Annotated in this window: 20 protein-coding genes and 2 riboswitches; of the genes, 10 read left to right on the plus strand and 10 right to left on the minus strand. The window is 51.7% G+C overall.

The annotated features are described in order from the left end of the window. Positions 1 to 18: 18 nt before the first annotated feature. The 4 genes from IAG03_RS01795 to IAG03_RS01810 form a co-directional block, all read right to left on the minus strand. On the minus strand, positions 19 to 1,071 hold the full coding sequence (locus IAG03_RS01795) for an inorganic phosphate transporter (protein ID WP_249317974.1): 1,053 nt from the start codon (positions 1,069 to 1,071) through the stop codon (positions 19 to 21). A gap of 156 nt (positions 1,072 to 1,227) precedes the next feature. Next, positions 1,228 to 1,881 (minus strand): ECF transporter S component, encoded by a 654-nt coding sequence (locus IAG03_RS01800; RefSeq protein WP_346726089.1) that lies wholly within the window; start codon positions 1,879 to 1,881, stop codon positions 1,228 to 1,230. Positions 1,882 to 2,001: 120 nt separating this feature from the next. Then, a riboswitch (FMN riboswitch) is annotated at positions 2,002 to 2,118 on the minus strand. Between the two features lie 162 nt (positions 2,119 to 2,280). Beyond that, positions 2,281 to 2,817: a hypothetical protein gene (locus IAG03_RS01805; protein ID WP_249317976.1), complete on the minus strand. Its 537-nt coding sequence runs from the start codon at positions 2,815 to 2,817 to the stop codon at positions 2,281 to 2,283. Beyond that, complete coding sequence (locus IAG03_RS01810; protein WP_249317977.1) at positions 2,786 to 3,136, minus strand: hypothetical protein; 351 nt, start codon at positions 3,134 to 3,136, stop codon at positions 2,786 to 2,788. Before IAG03_RS01810 ends, IAG03_RS01805 begins: the two co-directional genes overlap by 32 nt. A gap of 301 nt (positions 3,137 to 3,437) precedes the next feature. Then, positions 3,438 to 3,535: riboswitch (SAM riboswitch) on the plus strand. A 53-nt stretch (positions 3,536 to 3,588) separates the two neighbouring features. On the opposite strand from IAG03_RS01810, the gene metK reads away from it, so the two are divergent. The 10 genes from metK to IAG03_RS01860 all read left to right on the plus strand — a co-directional run bounded on the left by metK (position 3,589) and on the right by IAG03_RS01860 (position 13,174). Then, a complete protein-coding gene (metK, locus tag IAG03_RS01815) occupies positions 3,589 to 4,779 on the plus strand; it encodes a methionine adenosyltransferase (RefSeq protein ID WP_249317978.1) in 1,191 nt (396 codons plus the stop codon). A 3-nt stretch (positions 4,780 to 4,782) separates the two neighbouring features. Continuing rightward, positions 4,783 to 5,238, plus strand: a complete 456-nt coding sequence (locus tag IAG03_RS01820; RefSeq protein WP_249317979.1) for an S-ribosylhomocysteine lyase — start codon at positions 4,783 to 4,785, stop codon at positions 5,236 to 5,238. 111 nt (positions 5,239 to 5,349) lie between these two features. Further along, positions 5,350 to 5,676 carry a glycosyltransferase family 2 protein gene (locus tag IAG03_RS01825; RefSeq protein WP_249317980.1) on the plus strand — a complete coding sequence of 109 codons (327 nt, stop codon included), beginning with the start codon at positions 5,350 to 5,352 and terminating at the stop codon, positions 5,674 to 5,676. Positions 5,677 to 5,756: 80 nt separating this feature from the next. After that, a complete protein-coding gene (gene recD2 / locus IAG03_RS01830; RefSeq protein WP_249317982.1) occupies positions 5,757 to 7,967 on the plus strand; it encodes an SF1B family DNA helicase RecD2 in 2,211 nt (736 codons plus the stop codon). Continuing rightward, on the plus strand, positions 7,964 to 8,647 hold the full coding sequence (locus IAG03_RS01835; RefSeq protein ID WP_249317984.1) for a ComF family protein: 684 nt from the start codon (positions 7,964 to 7,966) through the stop codon (positions 8,645 to 8,647). The genes recD2 and IAG03_RS01835 overlap by 4 nt, the downstream gene beginning before the upstream one ends. A 96-nt stretch (positions 8,648 to 8,743) precedes the next feature. Further along, positions 8,744 to 9,769 (plus strand): rod shape-determining protein MreB, encoded by a 1,026-nt coding sequence (gene mreB, locus IAG03_RS01840; protein ID WP_249317986.1) that lies wholly within the window; start codon positions 8,744 to 8,746, stop codon positions 9,767 to 9,769. A 194-nt stretch (positions 9,770 to 9,963) separates the two neighbouring features. Further along, positions 9,964 to 10,593 carry a TetR/AcrR family transcriptional regulator gene (locus IAG03_RS01845; RefSeq protein WP_249317988.1) on the plus strand — a complete coding sequence of 210 codons (630 nt, stop codon included), beginning with the start codon at positions 9,964 to 9,966 and terminating at the stop codon, positions 10,591 to 10,593. Between the two features lie 70 nt (positions 10,594 to 10,663). Next, a complete protein-coding gene (locus IAG03_RS01850) occupies positions 10,664 to 11,515 on the plus strand; it encodes a pyridoxamine kinase (RefSeq protein ID WP_249318149.1) in 852 nt (283 codons plus the stop codon). 226 nt (positions 11,516 to 11,741) lie between these two features. After that, on the plus strand, positions 11,742 to 12,671 hold the full coding sequence (gene cysK / locus IAG03_RS01855; RefSeq protein WP_249317990.1) for a cysteine synthase A: 930 nt from the start codon (positions 11,742 to 11,744) through the stop codon (positions 12,669 to 12,671). Further along, entirely contained in the window at positions 12,671 to 13,174 is a 504-nt protein-coding gene (locus tag IAG03_RS01860; protein ID WP_249317991.1) for a DNA-deoxyinosine glycosylase, read from the plus strand. Before cysK ends, IAG03_RS01860 begins: the two co-directional genes overlap by 1 nt. Positions 13,175 to 13,631: 457 nt before the next feature. Here the strand turns inward: IAG03_RS01860 and IAG03_RS01865 are convergent, their stop codons facing one another. The 6 genes from IAG03_RS01865 to IAG03_RS01890 all read right to left on the minus strand — a co-directional run bounded on the left by IAG03_RS01865 (position 13,632) and on the right by IAG03_RS01890 (position 18,838). After that, on the minus strand, positions 13,632 to 14,348 hold the full coding sequence (locus tag IAG03_RS01865; RefSeq protein WP_249317993.1) for an SDR family NAD(P)-dependent oxidoreductase: 717 nt from the start codon (positions 14,346 to 14,348) through the stop codon (positions 13,632 to 13,634). Between the two features lie 31 nt (positions 14,349 to 14,379). Further along, positions 14,380 to 14,832 carry a VOC family protein gene (locus tag IAG03_RS01870; RefSeq protein ID WP_249317994.1) on the minus strand — a complete coding sequence of 151 codons (453 nt, stop codon included), beginning with the start codon at positions 14,830 to 14,832 and terminating at the stop codon, positions 14,380 to 14,382. Positions 14,833 to 14,850: 18 nt separating this feature from the next. Further along, positions 14,851 to 15,300: a VOC family protein gene (locus tag IAG03_RS01875; protein WP_249317996.1), complete on the minus strand. Its 450-nt coding sequence runs from the start codon at positions 15,298 to 15,300 to the stop codon at positions 14,851 to 14,853. A 241-nt stretch (positions 15,301 to 15,541) separates the two neighbouring features. Beyond that, entirely contained in the window at positions 15,542 to 16,258 is a 717-nt protein-coding gene (locus tag IAG03_RS01880) for a carbohydrate ABC transporter permease (RefSeq protein ID WP_249317997.1), read from the minus strand. A 159-nt stretch (positions 16,259 to 16,417) separates the two neighbouring features. Further along, positions 16,418 to 17,344 (minus strand): ABC transporter permease subunit, encoded by a 927-nt coding sequence (locus tag IAG03_RS01885; protein WP_249317999.1) that lies wholly within the window; start codon positions 17,342 to 17,344, stop codon positions 16,418 to 16,420. 99 nt (positions 17,345 to 17,443) lie between these two features. Beyond that, the gene (locus tag IAG03_RS01890; RefSeq protein WP_249318000.1) at positions 17,444 to 18,838 is read right to left on the minus strand and encodes an ABC transporter substrate-binding protein; all 1,395 of its coding nucleotides are present in this window, start codon (positions 18,836 to 18,838) and stop codon (positions 17,444 to 17,446) included. Positions 18,839 to 19,175 lie beyond the last annotated feature (337 nt).

Raw genomic sequence — 19,175 nt, forward strand, 5'->3', positions numbered from 1 at the left:
GGAAGATCCTCCTGCTTTTTAAAAAATGGCAATAAAAAATTTCGCCATGAGATACCCGATCAGGCCACATCCCGGAAAGGTCAAAACCCAGGTGAGGACCATCTCTTTGACAATGCTCCAGTTGACGTTGGAAAGACGTTTTGCAGCGCCGACACCCATGATTGCGGTCGTTTTGGTGTGCGTAGTGCTGACGGGAATACCGGTCAGCGAAGACAGCAGCAGACAGCCTGCACCGGCAAGATCTGCAGAGAACCCTTCGTATTTTTCCAGTTTGACCATATCCATGCCGACGGATTTGATGATCCGGTAGCCGCCGATCGAGGTGCCGAGCCCCATGACGGCGGAACACAGCAGCATCAGCCAGACCGGAATCGTAAAGGTTGTTACAGTATCCGTTCCCTGGGCAAGAAAAATCCCGAGCATAAAAACGCCCATAAATTTTTGACCGTCCTGTGCGCCGTGCATGAAAGCCATCGCGGCACCGCCTGCGACTTGTGCACCGCCGAAAAAGCGGGTCGTTTTCCGGCGATCCATACGCCTGCAAAAAAACGCGGTCAGTTTTACGCAAAGCCAGCCCATGAAAAATCCCAGCAGGGTCGAAAGAACCAGGCCGTAAAGGACTTTCATCCACTCCCGCCCGTTGATGCCGGAAAGGCCGTTGTGCAGTGCGATGGCAGACCCGGAAAGCCCGGCAATCAATGCGTGGCTTTCGCTTGTTGGAATGCCGAATGCCCATGCGGCCGTCGCCCAGGTGACAATCGCAAAAAGCGCAGCGCAAAGTGCGACAAGCGCCGTGTGGGGATCCCCACGGAAATCGACCATGTTGTAGATGGTTTCCGCCACGGTGGCGTTGACGGCGGTCATAAATAGGACGCCGAGAAAATTAAAAACAGCCGCCATGAGAATTGCGGACCGCACGGAAATGGAACGGGTCGATACGCAGGTCGCAATGGCGTTCGGCGCATCAGTCCATCCGTTTACCAGAATCACGCCGAGCGTCAAGAGTACGGTGATCAGAAGGGCCGGACTGTGCATCAGCTGCGAAAGAAAATCAGAAAATTCGATGGTCATGACAGATTCCTTCCCGCGATGGATTTTGGGATGAGAAGCAGCGGCCGGACTTTTGGTGTGTAAGCAGGCTTGTCCCAAGTCCCATTCTAGTTTACACAAAAAAAGAGCGGAAAAACCGCGAAAGCAGTCTTTCCGCAAAAAATCAATGCGTGAAATTTAAATTTTACCCTGCATGACCAGAATGAGAAGAACGCAGGTTACAAGGAGAAGAAAGCAGAACAGGACAACGCCTGGCCGAAACTTTCCTTTTGGGGCATCTTCCTCCGGCTTAGGAAGCAGGTTCGCTTTGCGCAGCGCAGAAACGACCGGCTTATAAAGCAGCATGGTGAAGGCGGCATTCAAGCCGCCCTTGAGCAGATTGAACGGCAGAAACGCGGGAATAAGCAGTTCGGCAACGGCCTGACGCGGATATCCCATATAGAGCGGGGTGATGAGATAGTTCCACAAAAGCATCACCAAAGTCATGAATAGGGTTCCGGCGGCAAGACCGATGGCAGCACCGCCGAGGGTACGCTTGCGCTTATAAATCAGTGCAGCTGTGCAGGAAAAAGCGCAGGTTGAGAGAATGTTCATTATGCAGCCGATGATGCCGGTGTCACTGACGGTAAACATCTCCACAATCGAAACGAGAAAAGAAATCAGAAACGAAGAAAGCGGTCCAAACAGAAATCCGCCGATGGTGATGACGACGTCTTTTGGCTCGTATTTGAGAAACAGAACGACTGGAATGCGGATCACCGCCATCACGAGAAAGGCAAGCGCACACAGCATCGCAACAATACATAGTTTTTTGGTTTTTTGACTCATCATGAAAAATCCCTCCGTGTCATGCGTGTGGCTCCAAAACAGGGGCAACACAAGAATAGCACCTGAACGGTTTCCCTTCAGGTGCTGACAAATCAGGTGCACGGATCAAATCCAATGATTTCTGCACGCCTTCTTCCATCCAGACTATACTGTCGGTTTTGGAATTGCACCAAATCGTACGCTTTCGCGTTCGCGGACTATACCGCCGGTCGGGAATTACACCCTGCCCTGAAGACTTTGTATTCAGATGACAATTTTATTATAGAAAGCTTTATGCGTGTTGTCAACAAGAAGTTGCAGTCTTTTTCCGGTAAAGCGTGTAGGACTACAATGAAAAAATCACCGGATTTTGCAAGTGTAGGTTTGTCAAACAAATTAGACAGCGAACTCGGAGGGAGAGAGTCAGCGGAGGGGTCTCATGGGTAAGTTGTTAGAGTGACGATTGTGAACGGCAAGCTGCTTTGTGAAATCATCCAGAGAATAGAAAGCGTGGCAGGAGTAAAAACGTTTCTGATCCTCGCGGCGGTTGCGCTCGACCTTGCCGTTGTGGCGCGGGGCATACGGGCGAATGCGCTTGTGGCAAACGCCCAGCTCAGCGGCAGTCTTTTTCAAACAGCGTCGGTAAGTCGCGATTGCTGCCAGAAAAGCGGTTCGTAAACTCAAAGCCGTTGTCCGTCTGAACACACTCCGCCTTGATGCCGCGGCGCGCATATACCACACTTTCAGTCTGCGCAGGAAATCCGCCGAGGAATAGGTAGACTGCTCCGGATAGGCGGCGAGGAAACGCAGGCGTGTGAACTCGTCAATGGCGGTGTACTGGAACAGCCGAAGCTCCGGATTCGCAATGCACTTACGCGGCACGACCTTCACGTCGACCTGAACACGCTCGCCGGGATAGGTCATCTGCTCATACGGCTTGGGCTTGTTTGCGCATGACACGGAACAGACTTTCCGGACAGCGTGTATAGCCGCGCTGCCGCAGGCGGTGGCAAAGTTCGATCATGCCCAGGGTCGGGTTCCTGCGGCGCATGCCGCGGATGAGCTTCCGTTCGGCCTCCGTGTGCTGATTCGGATGACTGTGCGGCCGCCTAGACTGCCAGGCCAGGGACGCCGCACTTCCGTCCCAGCGCTGCTTCCAGAAGTAGATGTACGACCGGCTCTTGTTGTACTTCCGACTGGCGCGGCTGACGCCGTATTTCTCCGCGTACTTCATTAGGAATTGCCGATATGCCATGTCTTGTGTTATACTCTTTTTCATGAGGGATATGGTCTCCTTTCAGCGAGTTGTGGTGTGACAACTTAACTTTAACTCATGAGCCCCTATCTCTCATACCTTTTTTATTCAATTGTCCAATATGTATTGTAGTCCTACAATGAAAAAATCACCGGATTTTGCAAGACAGTTGACAAGCTATCAGTTTATGGTATAATAAAATTGTCGAAATTTTTGTTGCGGTGAGCCGGACAAAGCTGCCGTGCTGCGAAAAGACACAGGCAGAAATCACGGGAAAGCGCTTTGGGCTGGATTTACCGGGAAACGATCTTTACAATTTCATAAAAACTTATCAAGAGTGGCGGAGGGAACAGGCCCTGTGATGCCCGGCAACCTGCAATTTGCAAGGTGCCAAATCCTGCGGTAGAAACCGAAAGATGAGTCGTTGACGCCGTCCGGTTTTGCCGGGCGGCGATTTTTTTCAGGAGGCGAAAAGAATGTCAAAATTCCTTTTTACATCAGAATCTGTTACGGAAGGACATCCGGATAAAGTTTGCGATCAGATTTCGGATGCTGTGTTGGATGCAATTTTGGAGAAGGATCCAATGGCACACGTTGCCTGCGAGGTAACGGCGACGACCGGCGTGATCCATGTGATGGGAGAAATTTCCACAGAATGCTATGTCGATATTCCTGCGGTTGTGCGCAATGTTGTGCGCGAAATCGGTTATGACGATCCGCGCTGCGGGTTTGACGGGAATACCTGCGGCGTGATTACATCGATTGATATGCAGTCCCCGGATATTGCGATGGGGGTCAATGAGTCTTTTGAAGCGCGATCCGGCTCTACGGACGCGGACGACTTGGCCGGCGCCGGAGACCAGGGAATGATGTTCGGCTACGCCTGCGATGAGACGCCGGAATTGATGCCGCTGCCGATTTCCCTTGCACACCGCCTTGCAAAGCGGATGGCGGAGGTCCGTAAGGACGGAACGCTGCCGTATCTGCGTCCGGACGGAAAAACGCAGGTAACGGTGGAATATGAAGATGGGCTTCCCAAACGGATCGACTCTGTGGTGCTTTCGACACAGCATGATGCCGAGGTTTCTCTGGAGACGATTCGCCGGGATTTGATCCGCCTGGTCGCAGAGCCGATTCTGGACAAGAAGCTTCTCGATGCCGATACAAAATATTATGTAAATCCGACCGGCCGGTTTGTCGTCGGCGGCCCTGTTGGAGACAGCGGCCTGACCGGCCGGAAGATCATTGTCGATACCTACGGCGGTTTTGGCCGTCACGGCGGCGGCGCGTTTTCCGGCAAAGACCCGACAAAGGTTGACCGCTCTGCGGCCTATGCAGCGCGGCATGTCGCAAAAAACCTGGTGGCAGCAGGACTTGCCAAACGCTGTGAGGTGCAGCTTGCCTATGCGATCGGCGTCGCGCATCCGCTTTCTGTGATGGTGGATACCTTCGGCACGTCGGAATATGATGCGGAAACGCTCGCGAAGGCCGTAACGAAAGTATTCGATCTGCGTCCGGCGGCAATTATCCGCAATCTGGATCTGCGCCGGCCGATTTACCGTTCGCTTGCAGCGTACGGCCATATGGGCCGTGAAGAGCTGCATGTTGCATGGGAGAAGACGGACAAGACGGATGCGCTGCTGGCAGCGGTGCGAAAAGGGGAATAACGAATGGACAAGATTGCAAGTTTCCAGGTGAACCACAATACCCTGCATCGGGGTATTTACGTTTCCCGCGTGGATGGCGATGTTGTGACCTATGATCTTCGGATGCGGGAACCGAATTGTCCGCCGTTTCTTCAGAATGCGGCCCTGCATACCATCGAGCATCTCTTTGCGACCTTTGCGCGCAATTCGGAATACCGGGACAGTGTAATTTATTTCGGGCCAATGGGCTGCCGCACCGGGTGCTATTTTTTGCTTCGCGATACAGTTTCCCGGGAAGAAGCGGTTGCGCTGATCAAAGACGTTTTTCAGAAAATTGCGGCCTATACCGGAGAAATTCCGGGTTGTGCGCCGGAAGAATGCGGAAATTATCTCGAACATGATCTTGCGGGCGCAGTTCGGGAAGCACGGGAATTTTCTTCTGTGATTGCGGACTGGGATGCATCAAAATTAACGTATTGATGGGAACGTCTGGCCCTTTGCTGTTTGCAGAGGGCCTGCTTCTTTTTAAAGGCGGACGGTCATTTTGTTTTCTTTTGCATAACATGGTAAAAGGAAGCGGGGTGAACCGGTATGCTGGAAATCATCGGAACCATACTGCTCTTGCTGTTTGCCGTTTTGGGAATGGCAGAAACCGGCCGGATTTTGATGGCGTTTCTGCTGCGTCCAAAGAAAAAAGGCAAGGTTTCGGTTGAGGTGCGTTTTTGCGGACACAACGAAGAGGCGGAATACATTCTGCGCAGCGCGATTGCGCGGATGCGCTGGATGGGCGGCCGGGAAGAAAAGGAGATTCTGTGCATCGACGAGGGCATGGATCCCGAAACGCGAAAAGTTTGCGAAATTCTTGCGCGGCGGTATCCGATCGTACATATTTGCCGGAAAGAAGCCGACGGTAAATAGACGAGGACCGCGTAAAAGTGCGAACAGAAGGCCGTTTTCCGTCCTGGATCAGGAACGGCAGGAAGAAACAGGGGAATGCAATGGAAGAACATGCACGCTATCAGATGACCGGCTCAGTGGAAGAGCTGATCTTCCGAAATGAAAAAAACGGATATACGGTCGCAGAGCTTGCAGTGGGAGACGAACTCTACACGGTCATCGGGACGATGCCCGGTGTCCGTGTAGGGGAAACCATTACCGTGACAGGCGTCTGGACGCGGCATCCGAATTTCGGGGAGCAGTTCAAAGCGGATTCTGTAAAACGGGAACGCCCGGAAACTGCAGAAGCAATTTTAAAATATCTCAGCTCCGGCGCGGTCAAGGGCGTCGGAGCCAAAACGGCAGAAAAAATTGTCGCACTGTTCGGCGCGGACGCATTGCGGGTCATGGAGGAGGAGCCTCTGCGCCTGTGCCAGATCAAAGGGATAACCCGCGCCAAAGCGCAGAGCATCAGCACTGAGCTGCAGCGGGACAGCGGTTTGCGGGAAATGATGGTTTCTCTCGGGCGGTATGGAATTCATCCCAATGAGGCGGTGAAAATCTGGAAGCTTTACGGCAGTTCCTATGCAAGCCGCATGCAGGAGGATCCGTATTGTTTGTGCGAAGGCGGAATCGGGATCGATTTTCTTCGTGCGGATGAGATTGCAGCGATGATGGACAAGCCGCAGGAGGATCTGCACCGTGTGCGTGCAGGGCTGCTTTATGTTTTGCGCCATAATGCGGGAAACGGACACACCTGCCTGCCTGCACAGAAGCTGACCGCAACCGCGGCACGGCTCCTTGGTGTGGAAGAAACGCTGACAGCCGTGACGCTGGAGGAACTCAAAAACACGCAGACCGTTGTTTCTGCGGTATTTGCAGAAACGGAATATATCTACACCATGCCGCTGTTTAAGGCGGAATCCTATATTGCACACCGGCTTCGGATGCATGTGCGCTACCCGGCAAGATCCATTTCCGGAATTGAAAACCATATTCGTGCGGTGGAAACGCGCACCGGGCTTTCCTATGCGCCGCAGCAAAAGGAGGCGATCCGGGAAGCGCTTGGAAAGGGCCTTTTGCTGCTGACCGGCGGACCGGGTACCGGAAAAACGACAACGCTGCAAGCGATGATTTCCATTTTGAAGGAAAAAGGGGAAACGGTTCTTTTGGCGGCGCCGACCGGACGGGCTGCCAAACGGATGAGCGAGCTGACCGGAGAGGAAGCGAAAACAATCCACCGGCTGCTGCAGGTGGAATGGGATGCAGACGACCGGCCGACCTTTGCCAAAAACGAGAAAAACCTGCTGGAGTGCGACGCGCTGGTGATCGATGAGCTCTCTATGGTGGACGTTCTGCTGTTTGAAAGCCTGCTTCGCGCGGTGCCGCTTGGATGCCGGTTAATTTTGGTTGGGGATCAGGATCAGCTGCCTTCTGTCGGTCCCGGAAATATTGCAGGCGATCTGCTAACAGCCGGAATTTTGCCGACGGTACAGCTGACGGAAGTGTTCCGACAGGCGATGGAAAGCCTGATTGTCACGAATGCCCACCGCATCGTGCAGGGCGAGATGCCGGTGCTGAATGTAAAAGATCGGGACTTCTTTTTCCTGCCCATGCGTACAGCGGGCGGAATCACGGAATTGATTCTGGAACTTTGTGAAAAGCGGCTTCCGGGACGGTATGGGTTTTCACCGCTCTGGGATATCCAGGTGCTTTCTCCGAGCCGAAAAGGAGACTTGGGTACGCAAGAACTGAACCGCCGGCTGCAGGCGGTTTTGAATCCGGCATCTCCGGAAAAAAAGGAAGTGCAGGCCGGCGGGACTCTTCTGCGCGAAGGGGACAAGGTGATTCAAATCCGAAATAACTACCAGCAGCCCTGGGTACGGACGGATGAAACCTCCGGCGAAGGCGTTTTTAACGGCGATATCGGTGTAGTTCTGGAGATTGACCGACGCGGCGGAACCGTGACGGTGCAGATGGATGATAAACTGGTGCCGTATGATTTTGAATTGCTCTCCGAACTGGAACTTGCCTATGCGCTGACGGTACATAAAAGCCAGGGCAGTGAATTCAGCGCGGTGGTGATGCCGATGTATCCCGGACCGAAACAGCTTGCGTACCGGAATTTACTATATACGGCCATTACGCGCGCAAAGTCGCTTTTGATTTTGGCTGGGCAGGAACAGGTCGTGGCCAATATGGTGGAAAACGACCGGAAAACCCGCCGGTATACCGGACTTTCGTACATGCTGTGCGGAGGTGAGGGCAAATGAACTGGAAAAAGATTTTCCGCGCTCTTTTGGCGCTGCTGTACCCGCCGCGCTGCATGTTTTGCGGAAAGCGGGTTTCGTCTGAGCTGCAGGCCTGTCCGGACTGTGAAAAGGAAGTCTTTCCCGATCCTGTTTTCTTTCAGCTGCCCATGCACAGGCAAGTTGTATACGGAATGGCCCCCGGTACCTATCAGGGCGGCTTGAGGAGGGCGCTGATCCAGTTTAAGTTTTATGGCCGGCGAGAATATGCGCCGTATTTTGCGGACAAAATGGCAGAAGCAGTTCAAAAAAGCGGGTTTTTGGACCGTGTTTCGGTTGTAACGGACGTTCCGCTGTCGCGGAAACGGCTTCTTTCGCGCGGGTACAATCAATCAGCGCTGCTTGCAAAATCGATTGCGAAAAAGCTGGGGCTGCCTTATGAAGAAACGCTCGAAAAAATCCGGGACAATCTTCCGCAGCATCAACTCGGCGTGGAGGACCGGCGAAAAAATGTCCGACAGGTTTATCATCTGCGGGATCGGGCGTCGGTAGACGGAAAGCGGTATCTGCTGGTCGATGACATTGTCACGACCGGTGAAACGCTTTCAGAATGCACCCGGACGCTCTTTTCCGGCGGTGCGGCAGGCGTCGTCTGTTTGGCCACCGCAAAGGCGGGGAAAAAGCCGCATCGGATTTCAGAATAGGGATTGTAAAATTGCTGTCAATGTTATATAATTATTCTGAGAAGTCGCATGAAACCGGGCAAAAAAGGCGCAAAGGCAGACTGGAAGTGATCGTTCGTGTTAGGTTCGGATATGGCGGTTGACCTGGGGACGTCAACCATTAAAATTTATCTTGACGGCAAAGGGGTCGTCGTGAATGAACCCGCAATTGTCGTGCATAATACCGTGAATGATGAAATTGTCGCTATCGGACATGAAGCATTTGCCATGCTGGGAAAAACATCGGATAAGCTGGAAGTGATCAACCCGCTGTCCAACGGTGTTATTTCCGATTTTGGAATGGCACAGGTGATTTTGAATCATTATTTAAAGCAGCTCAATTTAAATAAAGTCTTTATGCCGCGGGTTGTTGTTTCGGTTCCCTGCGGTGTGACAGAGGTCGAAAAACGGGCGGTGGTGGACGCAATCAACAGTTGCGGCGTCCGAAAGATCAGCCTGCTTGAAGAACCGATTGCCGCTGCGCTCGGCGCGGGTGTCGATATCGGGACACCGCGGGGCTGTATGGTTGTCGATATCGGCGGCGGTACAACCAATATTGGTGTCATTTCTCTGTGCGATATCGCGGTTTCCACCTCGATGCGGATTGCAGGGGATACCTTTGACGACAGCATCATCCGGTACGTCCGGCGGAAATATAATCTGGTCATCGGCAAACGGACGGCGGAGGAAATCAAGGTGGCGGTCGGCTGCGCGTATCCGCGCAAAGAGCTGATTCGGCACTGTGTAAAAGGCCGCAACGCGCTGACGGGTCTTCCGCAGTGGGCGGATCTTTCCTGTGATGAGATGCTGGAGGCAATGATTACGCCCGCGATGCGGATTGTCCGGGCGATTCAGTCCATTTTGGAACAGACGCCGCCGGAGCTCATCGGGGACATCTATGCAGACGGCATTATTCTGACTGGCGGATCGGCGGAAATCTATGGTTTGGATGTTCTGATTGCGAAAAAAACGCGGGTGCCGGTTGTGGTTGCGGAAGATCCCGTAACCTGTGTGGTTCGCGGTGCGGGCAAGGCAATTCAGTTTTTGGATTCGCCGGAGGATCATGGCTACGGTTCTCTAAACCCGCTTACGGATGCATATTGATTCGCGCAGAGTCCTTCTATGAAAGAAAAATGCCTGCCGTCTTTCAGGCGGACGGGCATTCTTGTTTCTATTGAGAGGCATTTCGGGGACGGCAAACTGCAAAATGCGGAGACCCCTGAATGGGGTTTCAGTTTGGCTGTGTCCCTATATCAAGTTGGGATGGAATACTTTATACAAATCGGCAGGAGGCGAACATGGACAGATTTTTTGACGAAATTGATATGCGGATCATTATGGTGTCCAAGGAACTGTTCTTACAGCAGGGCATTGCGCAGACGGAGATGAAGGTGATTGCCGAACGCTCCGGAATCAGCCGCAGAACACTTTACCGCAGATTTTCCAGTAAGGACAGTATTGCGCTCTATGTGACGTCGGAGGTCATCCGTGAGCTCAATGCGCTCCCGCCGCGGGATTCGTTTGATAAAGAAAAAAACGGGTTTGAAAAGTATGCGGCCTGTATGCGAATTACCTGTCAAAATTATATTTCCAATATGGAAAAAATCCGTTTGCTGGACGAATTTGACCAGCGCTTTGTTGGGCCGTATCCACAGGACGGCGCTGCTGAAGATTTTGTCAAATACAATCAAAAAGGGGAAACCTCCCGATATATCAAGATGGACTTTTTTACGGAAGGAATTGCAGACGGCTCGATCCGCCCGTTTGAAAATGTCGATTTTATGTGCCGGTGCATCGATCATGAGCTGATTGCGATTTGTGAACGCATTCTGCCGCGTGAACATCATTTTATTCGGGAACATGGGTATTCCGAAGAATTTATTTGGCAGACCTTTGATATGATTTTAAATTATATTCAGGCAAAATAGGCGCTTCTCCTTTTTAGAGAGGTTTTACGAAGAACTTAGAGTTTATAGACCGGAGGAACTTCGCGTTTTGATACAGAAAAACAGACAAAAGCGCGCGCTGGCCATTCACGATATCTCCTGTATCGGGCGATGCTCCATCACCGTTGCGCTGCCCATCCTTTCTGCAGCCGGGATCAACACGGGCGTCCTGCCGACGGCTGTGCTTTCTACACACACCGGCGGATTTTCGGGGTATACTTACCGGGATCTGACCGAGGATCTTGCGCCGATTGCGGCGCACTGGAAGTCGTTGGGACTTTCTTTTGACGCGCTGTATAGCGGGTTTCTCGGCTCATATCAGCAGATTGACCGGATTGCGGAGCTGTTCCGCGCATTCCGGACAAAGGACAATTTGATTTTGGTCGATCCGGTTATGGGGGATAACGGCGCATTTTATGCTGTCTATTCGGAACGGATGGCACAGGAGATGCGAAAACTCTGTGCGATGGCGGACCTAATTGTGCCGAATTGTACGGAAGCGGCATTTCTGCTTGATCGGCCTTACCATGTTCCGTGTACCGAAGCGGAAACGCGGGAGCTGCTTTTGGCGCTGACGGAACTGGGGGCGCCGTGTGTCGTTTTGACCGGCGTATCGCTGCAGGCGGGCCGTTTGGGGGCGGCTTGCTACGATAAGAGAATAGACCGTTTTGTTTATACGGATGCTCCTTATGTGGAAGGCTTTTTTCACGGCACAGGAGATCTGTTTTCCAGCGCATTGCTTGCGGCGCTTTTAAACGATTTCTCTTTGGAAAAAGCCCTTTCGGTTGCAGTACGCTATACGCACCGTTGCATTGAATATACGGTGGAGGAAGGACAAGAAGCGCGGTTTGGGCCATGCTTTGAACGCGCGACGCCGTTCCTTTTGGAATTATTACAAAAATAGGAAAAGACCGTCCTTTGCGCGCTGCCTCTTGGCGGCGGACAGGCGGCTTTTTGTGTTTTGACTGCGATTTTCGGAATAAAACCAGTATTTAACAGGATGCTTGCCGGAAAATCTTGACTTTAACCGGCGAGCATGATAAGTTTGTACGGTGCCCTGCTGTCGCAAGGGGGAAGGACAGGGCATAGACTGAGAATAGGAACATTTGTCAACGCAGGGGGACATATAAATGATTTACAATCATGTATTGGAAGCAATTGGACACACACCGCTGATCCGCCTGGGCCGGATGGTAAAGCCCGGATCAGCACAAATTTTGGTAAAATATGAGGGACTGAATGTCGGAGGCTCCATTAAGACCCGAACCGCGCTGAATATGATTGAAGAAGGAGAAAAAGCCGGCCGGATCCACCCGGATACCGTGATTGTGGAGCCGACCAGCGGAAATCAGGGAATCGGTCTTGCGCTGGTGGGTGCGATCCGCGGATATAAGACGATCATTATTATGCCGGACTCGGTCAGCCCGGAGCGCCGCAGGCTTGTCGAACACTACGGCGCAGAGGTTCGTCTGGTTCATGACGACGGCAACATCGGCGACTGCATTGCGCGCTGCCGTGCGCTGGCGGATGAACTTGCGGCGAACGATCCGCACGTATATGTTCCGGAGCAGTTTTCCAACCCGGCAAACCCGCAGGTTCACCGGCTGCATACGGCGTTGGAAATTCTGGAACAGGCAGCCTGCCCGATTGACGGATTCTGTTCCGGGGTCGGAACCGGCGGGACGATTTCCGGTGTCGGCGAGGTCTTAAAGGCGCATAACCCCAAGACGGTGATTTGGGCAGTGGAACCGGAGCATGCGGCCATTCTGGCGGGCGGCAATATCGGCACGCACCTGCAGATGGGAATTGGAGATGGACTGATTCCGGATAATCTCAACCAGTCGATTTATGACAAGGTTTATATTGTAACAGATGAAGAAGCCATCCAGACAGCCAAGGACTTGGCACGGCTGGAAGGCCTGATGTGCGGTATTTCCAGCGGAACCAACGTGGCGGCTGCCTTAAAATTGGCAGAAGTTCTGGGAGAAGGAAAAACCGTTGTCACGATTCTGCCGGATACTGCCGAGCGCTATTTCAGCACGCCGCTGTTTGAAGACTGATGGAATACACGCGGGTTATTCACCCGCTTGCACCGATTTTTGACCGGAATTCCCGGGTGCTGCTGTTAGGCTCTATGCCGTCTCCGAAATCTCGAGAACTGGGATTTTACTATGCACATCCGCAAAATCGGTTTTGGCGGGTTCTTTCCGGTGTTTTTCAGGAGGAAATCCGGGCGGATACCGCCTCGCGTACGGCGTTTTTGCTCCGGCACGGAATTGCGCTTTGGGATGTTCTGCACGATTGTGAAATTGCAGGCGCCGGGGACCAGTCGATCCGCATTCCACAGGCCAATGACCTTTTGCCGATTTTGCAGCAGACAGAAATCCGTTCGGTTTTTACAACCGGCTCCAAAGCGGGACAGCTTTATGAAAGACTCTGCTTTCCGCAGACCGGCATTCACGCAAGGGTGCTGCCTTCGACCAGTCCGGCAAACTGCCGGTATTCGTTGGAGGCGCTGATTTCTGCCTACAGGGCCCTTTTGGAAGATGGAGAGACTTGCTGATTTGCCCGGTGGTGCAAACTTGCACGCAGCAAACACTTTTTAGGTCAATGACAGCAGGTCGATGGGATCGCCGAAAATTGTGACAGACCATTTTGCAGTCCTTTTGCAAACCAGGCAGAAAACGCTTTCTGAAACGATTCCGTTCGTACCGTTTGGGTTTTGTGACCGGCGGTTTGGTTAGCGGTTTTATTTTTTGACTTCGGCGGGGCTTGGTTGGCGGCCGTTTTTGAAAACGGGGGCAGGAACGCGCAGCGGTTCAGCACGCAGCTTTGAAAATTTGGCAGAGAAGAGAGAACCGACCTTGCGGCGGACAATCGCTTTTTCGGCAGACTCGCATGGGAATCTTCCTGTCTTGAATAAAAAACGCAAAAATAAAAAGCAAAAATCCGCAACGGCCGGAAGAAAGTGGCACGCTTACGGGTTTTTGCTTTTTTGTATGTTTATGGGTTTCGAAAGATTACCAGGGCAGAGGTTTGCGGGTGTGTTCCATATAAGTGATGTTGTCCGGGAAATTCGGCGCATCAAGCGCGATGGCGACAATATCCTCGGCACTTTTTTCCGGAGAAACCGAAAGATCTGTCATTTGCGCGGCAAGTGCGCCGCCCATCACGGTGCGCATCCAGCCCGGATGCAGGTTGACCACTTTGACCTGCCGTTCGGCAAGCTCGTTGGAAAGAATTTTTGCGCCCATGTTCATCGCGGCTTTGGACATGCAGTATGCATATTCCTGTTTCCGCTCGCTGGCGCCAACACTGCCTGCTTCGGAAGAAATATTGATGATGACGGAACCGGGATGAAATGCGTCCCAGAGTCCTTTGCAGACACGGAGCGCACCGACCGCATTGATGTTGTACATGTCCAGAAAGGTATCCATATTGGTTTCCCTGAGCGGAACTTTGTCCTCGAACCGGTAGATGCCGGCAATGTTATAGAGAAGATCAATCTGGTTTGCCTGCTTAAAAAATGCTTTGCAGGCGGCCTCAACCGATTCCGTAGAGCCGATGTCACAGGCCGTAACCGTGATCTGCTCCGGATGTGCGTCTGCAAGTGTCTGCAATTCATCCGTGATCCGGTAATCCTGCGCAAAAATCCGGTCGCCCATAGAAAGATGCCGCTGCAGGACGCAAAATCCGAGACCGCGTCCGCATCCGGAAATAAAAACTGTTTTGTTCAAGTTGTAGCCTCCGTTTAAAAATGACTGGAATTTAGTCGTTCTCCAAAAATTCCAGAATGATTTTCAGGCTGCCGAGTGCGTCAAGATAGGCATATCGCCCGCCGGTATATTCTCCCTTTTGCAGGACGGAAAATCCGAGCTTTTCACAAGCTTCCAGATTACCGGCCATGTTTTTGACGCCGAACGAAATGTGATGCAGCCCTTCACCGTCACGGTCGAGACATTCGCGCCAGATAGACGGCGTATCGTCTGCCGGCTGGATGATTTCGACCTGAATGTTTTCAAAATCAAAAAATGCCTGATATAAAAGCCCCTCGCAGGGTTTTCCGCGATAAACGGCCTGCGATTTTTCGTATCCGGGAGAAACTTCGATTTCCGGGACCGGTACCTGTAGGAAGTCGGCCCATTTTTTCGCAGTGGCACGAACGTCGTGCGACAGAATGCCGATCTGGATCACCCGACTTCCATCCATTTTGGGTTCCATGTTGTTTCCCTCCTGATTTTAGTCATTCTCTAAGAATTCCGTGATCATTTTCAGATCGCCGATCGAATTGAGATACGCGTACCGTCCGCCGGTATATTCGCCCTTTTGCTGGAGACCCCATCCGCCGTCTTCGCATTTCTTGACATTTTCGGCCATATTTTTGACACCGAACGCGAGATGATGCAGGCCTTCGCCGTCGCGGTCAAGACACTCGCGCCAGATGGAAGGTTCCTCGTCCGGCTGAATGAATTCAATCTGGATGTTTTCAAAATTGATGAATGCCTGATAGCATCTTCCGTAGCAGGGCTTTCCGTAATATTCCGCAGCGGTTTTGTCATAACCGTCGGAATGGAAAACCTCCGGAACCGGAATCCCTAAAAATTTCGCCCACTTTTCTGCGGTGTCCTGGATATTGTGCGTCAAAATCCCGATTTGCATGACCCGTGTTGTGTCCAATTTTGCCTCCATGTTGTTTCCTCCTAAATATGAAATAAAGTTATACATACAGCCGGCTGAAAAGATGACCTGAGCCGGCAGCCCCAGCAAGAAGTTCTGAACAACTGCATTATATACCACATCTGACGCGCTTGTAAACAGATCCTTTTAAAATAATGAGAAAAGAATAGAATGACGTTCAAAAAATATATGGAGTATTTACTGAAATTGGAATGTAAAATTGGAAAAATCAGTGACGCGCGCGTAACTGCATTTATCCTTTTACAGCGCCTGCAGTCATGCCCTCAATCAGATACCGCTGTGCGAACAAAAGGAAGATGAGCGTCGGAATGGTTGCGATGGTGGAGGCCGCCATCAAAAGCGACCAGTCGGCACCATTTTGCTGGACGAATTTTTGCAGACCGACTGTCATCGTCATCGCCTGGTCCTTGCGCAGGAAAATGCTGGCGAGGGTGTATTCGTTCCAGGAATTGATAAAGGTGAAAATCCCGACGGTTGCAACGCCCGGAAGGGAAACCGGGATGACAACCTTGAGATAAGCGGTAAACTGTGTGCAGCCGTCTACCATGGCGGCCTGCTCGAGTTCTGCCGGGATCGAGTCGAAAAAGCCTTTGAGCATCCAGATGGAAAACGCCAGGTTCATGGTGACATAGCTGATGATGACAGAGCCCATCGTGTTGATAAGATTGAGCTTGTTAAACAGCACGTAAAGCGGCATGAGCAGCAGCATAGTCGGGAACATCTGCAAGAGCAGCAGTAAAATGGAGTAAAAGCTGAAATACCGGCCGCGGAAGCGCGCAATCGCATAGCCCGCCAGAGCGGCAATTACGATGCAGGTGACGGTGACGACGATTGCAACGATGGCGCTGTTGAGCATATTCCGGCCAAAAGTGGTTTTGGTCAGGACCTTTACGAAGGACTCCACACTGAAATCCGACCATTTTTCCGGAAACAATCCCTTGGTTGTCAATGCGGCCTCCGACGTTTTAAGTGAAATTCCAAGCATGGACAAAAAAGGCAGGCTGGTACAAAAAATAATACAGATCAGCACGATATGCGTCAGGGCATCTCCGATGTATTTTTTTCGAAGAGATCTTTTTTCGCGATTCAAAATACAAGCACTCCTTTCTTATCCGTTTTCCCGGTTCTTTTGAATTTTGAGATAGATGAGGCTGATGACGAGCAGGACAACGAGCATCAGCGTCGCAATTGCGGACGCGTAACCGATTTTGCTGCGGAAAAACGCCGTGAAATAGGTCAAAATGGGGAGCGTGTACGTTGCATCATTCGGTCCGCCGTTGGTGAGCAGATAGATATTTTCGAAGTTATTGAAGGTCCAGATGAGCTGCAAAATGATACAGACGGTGCTGACGCCGCGGATCATGGGCATGGTAATATGGAAAAAGGATTTCCAAAAGCCGGCGCCGTCAATGTAGGCGGATTCATATAAATCCTTCGGAATGCTTTGCAGCCCGGCGAGGACAACGATCAGCATAAATGGGAACGAGCGCCAGACACTCGTGAAAATGACTGTAATCTGGGCGATCTTCGGCTCTGCGATAAAGAGAATAGGCTTTGAAATCAGCCCGATTTTTTGCAGGACATTGTTGATAAAGCCGATCTGGTCATTTAAAAGCCAGAGCCAGTTGATCGCCGCAATCGACGGCGCGACGACCCAGGGCAAAAGCACCAGCGTCCGATAGATTCCACGGCCTTTGATATCCCGTTTTAGGAGCATGGCCAAAAACAGGCCGAAAACATAGGCGAGTAAAACGACGGCGATGGTATAAACGAAAGAATAGAACAGGACGCTGTGAAATTCGTTGTCTGAAAAGAGTAGCTCTTTAAAATTATCAAACCCGACAAATTTTCGCTTCTTGGGCTTCATTAGGTTATAGCTTTCAAAGCTCAGGGAAATTCCCTGAATCAGCGGGTAGAAGCTGATGGCCAGAATCAGAATGCTGGATGGAATGGTAAGAAAATAGCCCAGACGCTTGCTTTCGAGCCTGGCAGCTTTGCGTTTACCGGTTCCCCGGCTGCTTTCGGAACGCTGCACCGATGTTCATCTCCTTTTTTAAAGCAGACCGCCGGACAGAACGCGATCTTCTATCCGGCGGCCGGGTCTCAAATGCGCGATTCAGGAGGTCGCGGCAAGTTAATCGTCTGCATATTCGTCGAGTACTTTTTGAATTTCCGCGTCGTATTTTTCGGCAACTGCCACCGGGTCTTCACCGGTCATGATTTCACGCGCAGGACTGCCGTAAGTTTGCTCGCCCTCGAGCTGAGAGAACTGCGGATACAGCGTTGCGACCGGGTAGATCATCGAAAACGCGGAAGAGACGCAGTTATTGTAGATGTCAACCTTTAACTGGTTTTCGGTGTAATAGGAATCCGAATAGTATGAGGAACGCGCCGGGAAATTGCCCTGCTTGCCTTCTGTAAAGACGATGAGGTTGTTTTCGGTCCACCATTTGATGAAGGCGCGCGCCGCGTCCGGATTTTCGCTCTGCGCAAATCCCATGATGCCGTTCGGGCAGACAATGTACTCACCTTTTTTGGCGCTCGGACCGGTCAGCGGAGGAAGAATGCCCGTTACCTTTGCAAGCTCTGTGCCGTCGACAATATTTGGTGCAGCACCGCCCCAGATAACGCATTCTCCGGACATATAAAGCTTTTGGACGTCGGCATCTGCATAGCCCGGAGCGCCGCGGGAAGCCAGCTCTTCATCGTAGAGCAGCTTAAAGAAGTTCAGAACCTCAAGCCCCTCCTTGCTGGAGAAATTCGGCTTCAGATCCGCTGTGACAAAGCCGGTTTCGTTGGAAGCAAGGAATACGGACATGATGTGGTTGCAGGTGGAATCCTGGCAGGCAAAGGCCATCGGGATTTTATCCGGAAATGTTTCTTTAATGGTTCGCAGGGTGTCGGCAAATTCATCCCAGGTGGTCGGAAGCTCCGTAATTCCGGCCTCTTCAAAATAATCTGTCCGGTAGTTGATCGTTTTGGGATCCAGGCCGAAGGCGATTCCGTACTGTTTGCCTTCATACTGGAAAAATTCCCAGAGATCGTCCGAAATTTCCGTCAGAACAGAACTGCCTTCGGCCTTCCACTGCTCCATGATCGGGTCGAGATCGAGACTTTCGCCCATCACGGCGTACTGGATCGGCTGCGGTGTTGCGCCGGTTGCGACGTCAGGCGCGGCGCCGCTCGTGACGGCGGTCAGGAACGTCTGGTAGTAGCCTTCCCAGGGGATCATTTGCACGTCGACCGTGATGCCGTACTCGTTTTCGGCATTGAATTGATCGACAACCTTTTTTGTCGCGGCTTCGTGCGATTCCGCGGGTCCCCAGAGCATTTCCCAGTAGGTGATGGTGCAGGGATCGATGCTCGGCGTCTCAGCTGCAGAAGAATCCTCTGCGGGAGTGCTGCTTTGTGCTTCTGAAGATGCGCTCTCTGAAACGGATGCGTCTGTGCCGGTTCCGCCGGAGCAGCCCGCGAGAGCGGTCATCAGGAGCAGCAGGGCGAGTAGGAGAGAAAGGGTTTGTTTTTTCATGAATGAATACCTCCTTTTTATTGAAAAGCAGCTTCTCTCGTGCTGCTTTTTATGCTTGTTTCCTATTTATATTAAAAAAGTATAGGTAAAAGAACACGCAAAAAAGGCACTTACACCGGGTGTAAGTGCCCAAAAAAGGCTGTTCCAAAAGGTATACCTTTTGGAACAGCGCAAAGAAAGCAGAGCCTTATAAAATTTTGGAGGGAAAATCGAAAATTGTAAAAGAAAAATCGTTTTGTGACATACAGGCTTACTTTTATAGAACGCCTTTCGAAATTTATAACAACAATAAAAGCAAATGCATCTAAATTTTGCAAAAATCAAAAATGATTTTTTG

It is taken from the genome of Yeguia hominis (genome assembly GCF_014384705.1).
In the GTDB taxonomy this organism is placed as follows: Bacteria; Bacillota; Clostridia; order Oscillospirales; family Acutalibacteraceae; genus Yeguia; species Yeguia hominis.

Excerpts from the sequence above, each read along its gene's own strand:
- IAG03_RS01870 (WP_249317994.1), bottom strand. The coding sequence starts at position 14,832 with ATGGAACCCAAAATGGATGGAAGTCGGGTGATCCAGATCGGCATTCTG.
- IAG03_RS01835 (WP_249317984.1), top strand. The coding sequence starts at position 7,964 with ATGAACTGGAAAAAGATTTTCCGCGCTCTTTTGGCGCTGCTGTACCCG.
- metK (WP_249317978.1), top strand. The coding sequence starts at position 3,589 with ATGTCAAAATTCCTTTTTACATCAGAATCTGTTACGGAAGGACATCCG.
- IAG03_RS01860 (WP_249317991.1), top strand. The coding sequence starts at position 12,671 with ATGGAATACACGCGGGTTATTCACCCGCTTGCACCGATTTTTGACCGG.
- IAG03_RS01875 (WP_249317996.1), bottom strand. The coding sequence starts at position 15,300 with ATGGAGGCAAAATTGGACACAACACGGGTCATGCAAATCGGGATTTTG.
- recD2 (WP_249317982.1), top strand. The coding sequence starts at position 5,757 with ATGGAAGAACATGCACGCTATCAGATGACCGGCTCAGTGGAAGAGCTG.
- cysK (WP_249317990.1), top strand. The coding sequence starts at position 11,742 with ATGATTTACAATCATGTATTGGAAGCAATTGGACACACACCGCTGATC.
- IAG03_RS01795 (WP_249317974.1), bottom strand. The coding sequence starts at position 1,071 with ATGACCATCGAATTTTCTGATTTTCTTTCGCAGCTGATGCACAGTCCG.
- IAG03_RS01825 (WP_249317980.1), top strand. The coding sequence starts at position 5,350 with ATGCTGGAAATCATCGGAACCATACTGCTCTTGCTGTTTGCCGTTTTG.
- IAG03_RS01845 (WP_249317988.1), top strand. The coding sequence starts at position 9,964 with ATGGACAGATTTTTTGACGAAATTGATATGCGGATCATTATGGTGTCC.
- IAG03_RS01820 (WP_249317979.1), top strand. The coding sequence starts at position 4,783 with ATGGACAAGATTGCAAGTTTCCAGGTGAACCACAATACCCTGCATCGG.
- IAG03_RS01890 (WP_249318000.1), bottom strand. The coding sequence starts at position 18,838 with ATGAAAAAACAAACCCTTTCTCTCCTACTCGCCCTGCTGCTCCTGATG.
- IAG03_RS01800 (WP_346726089.1), bottom strand. The coding sequence starts at position 1,881 with ATGATGAGTCAAAAAACCAAAAAACTATGTATTGTTGCGATGCTGTGT.
- IAG03_RS01810 (WP_249317977.1), bottom strand. The coding sequence starts at position 3,136 with ATGAAAAAGAGTATAACACAAGACATGGCATATCGGCAATTCCTAATG.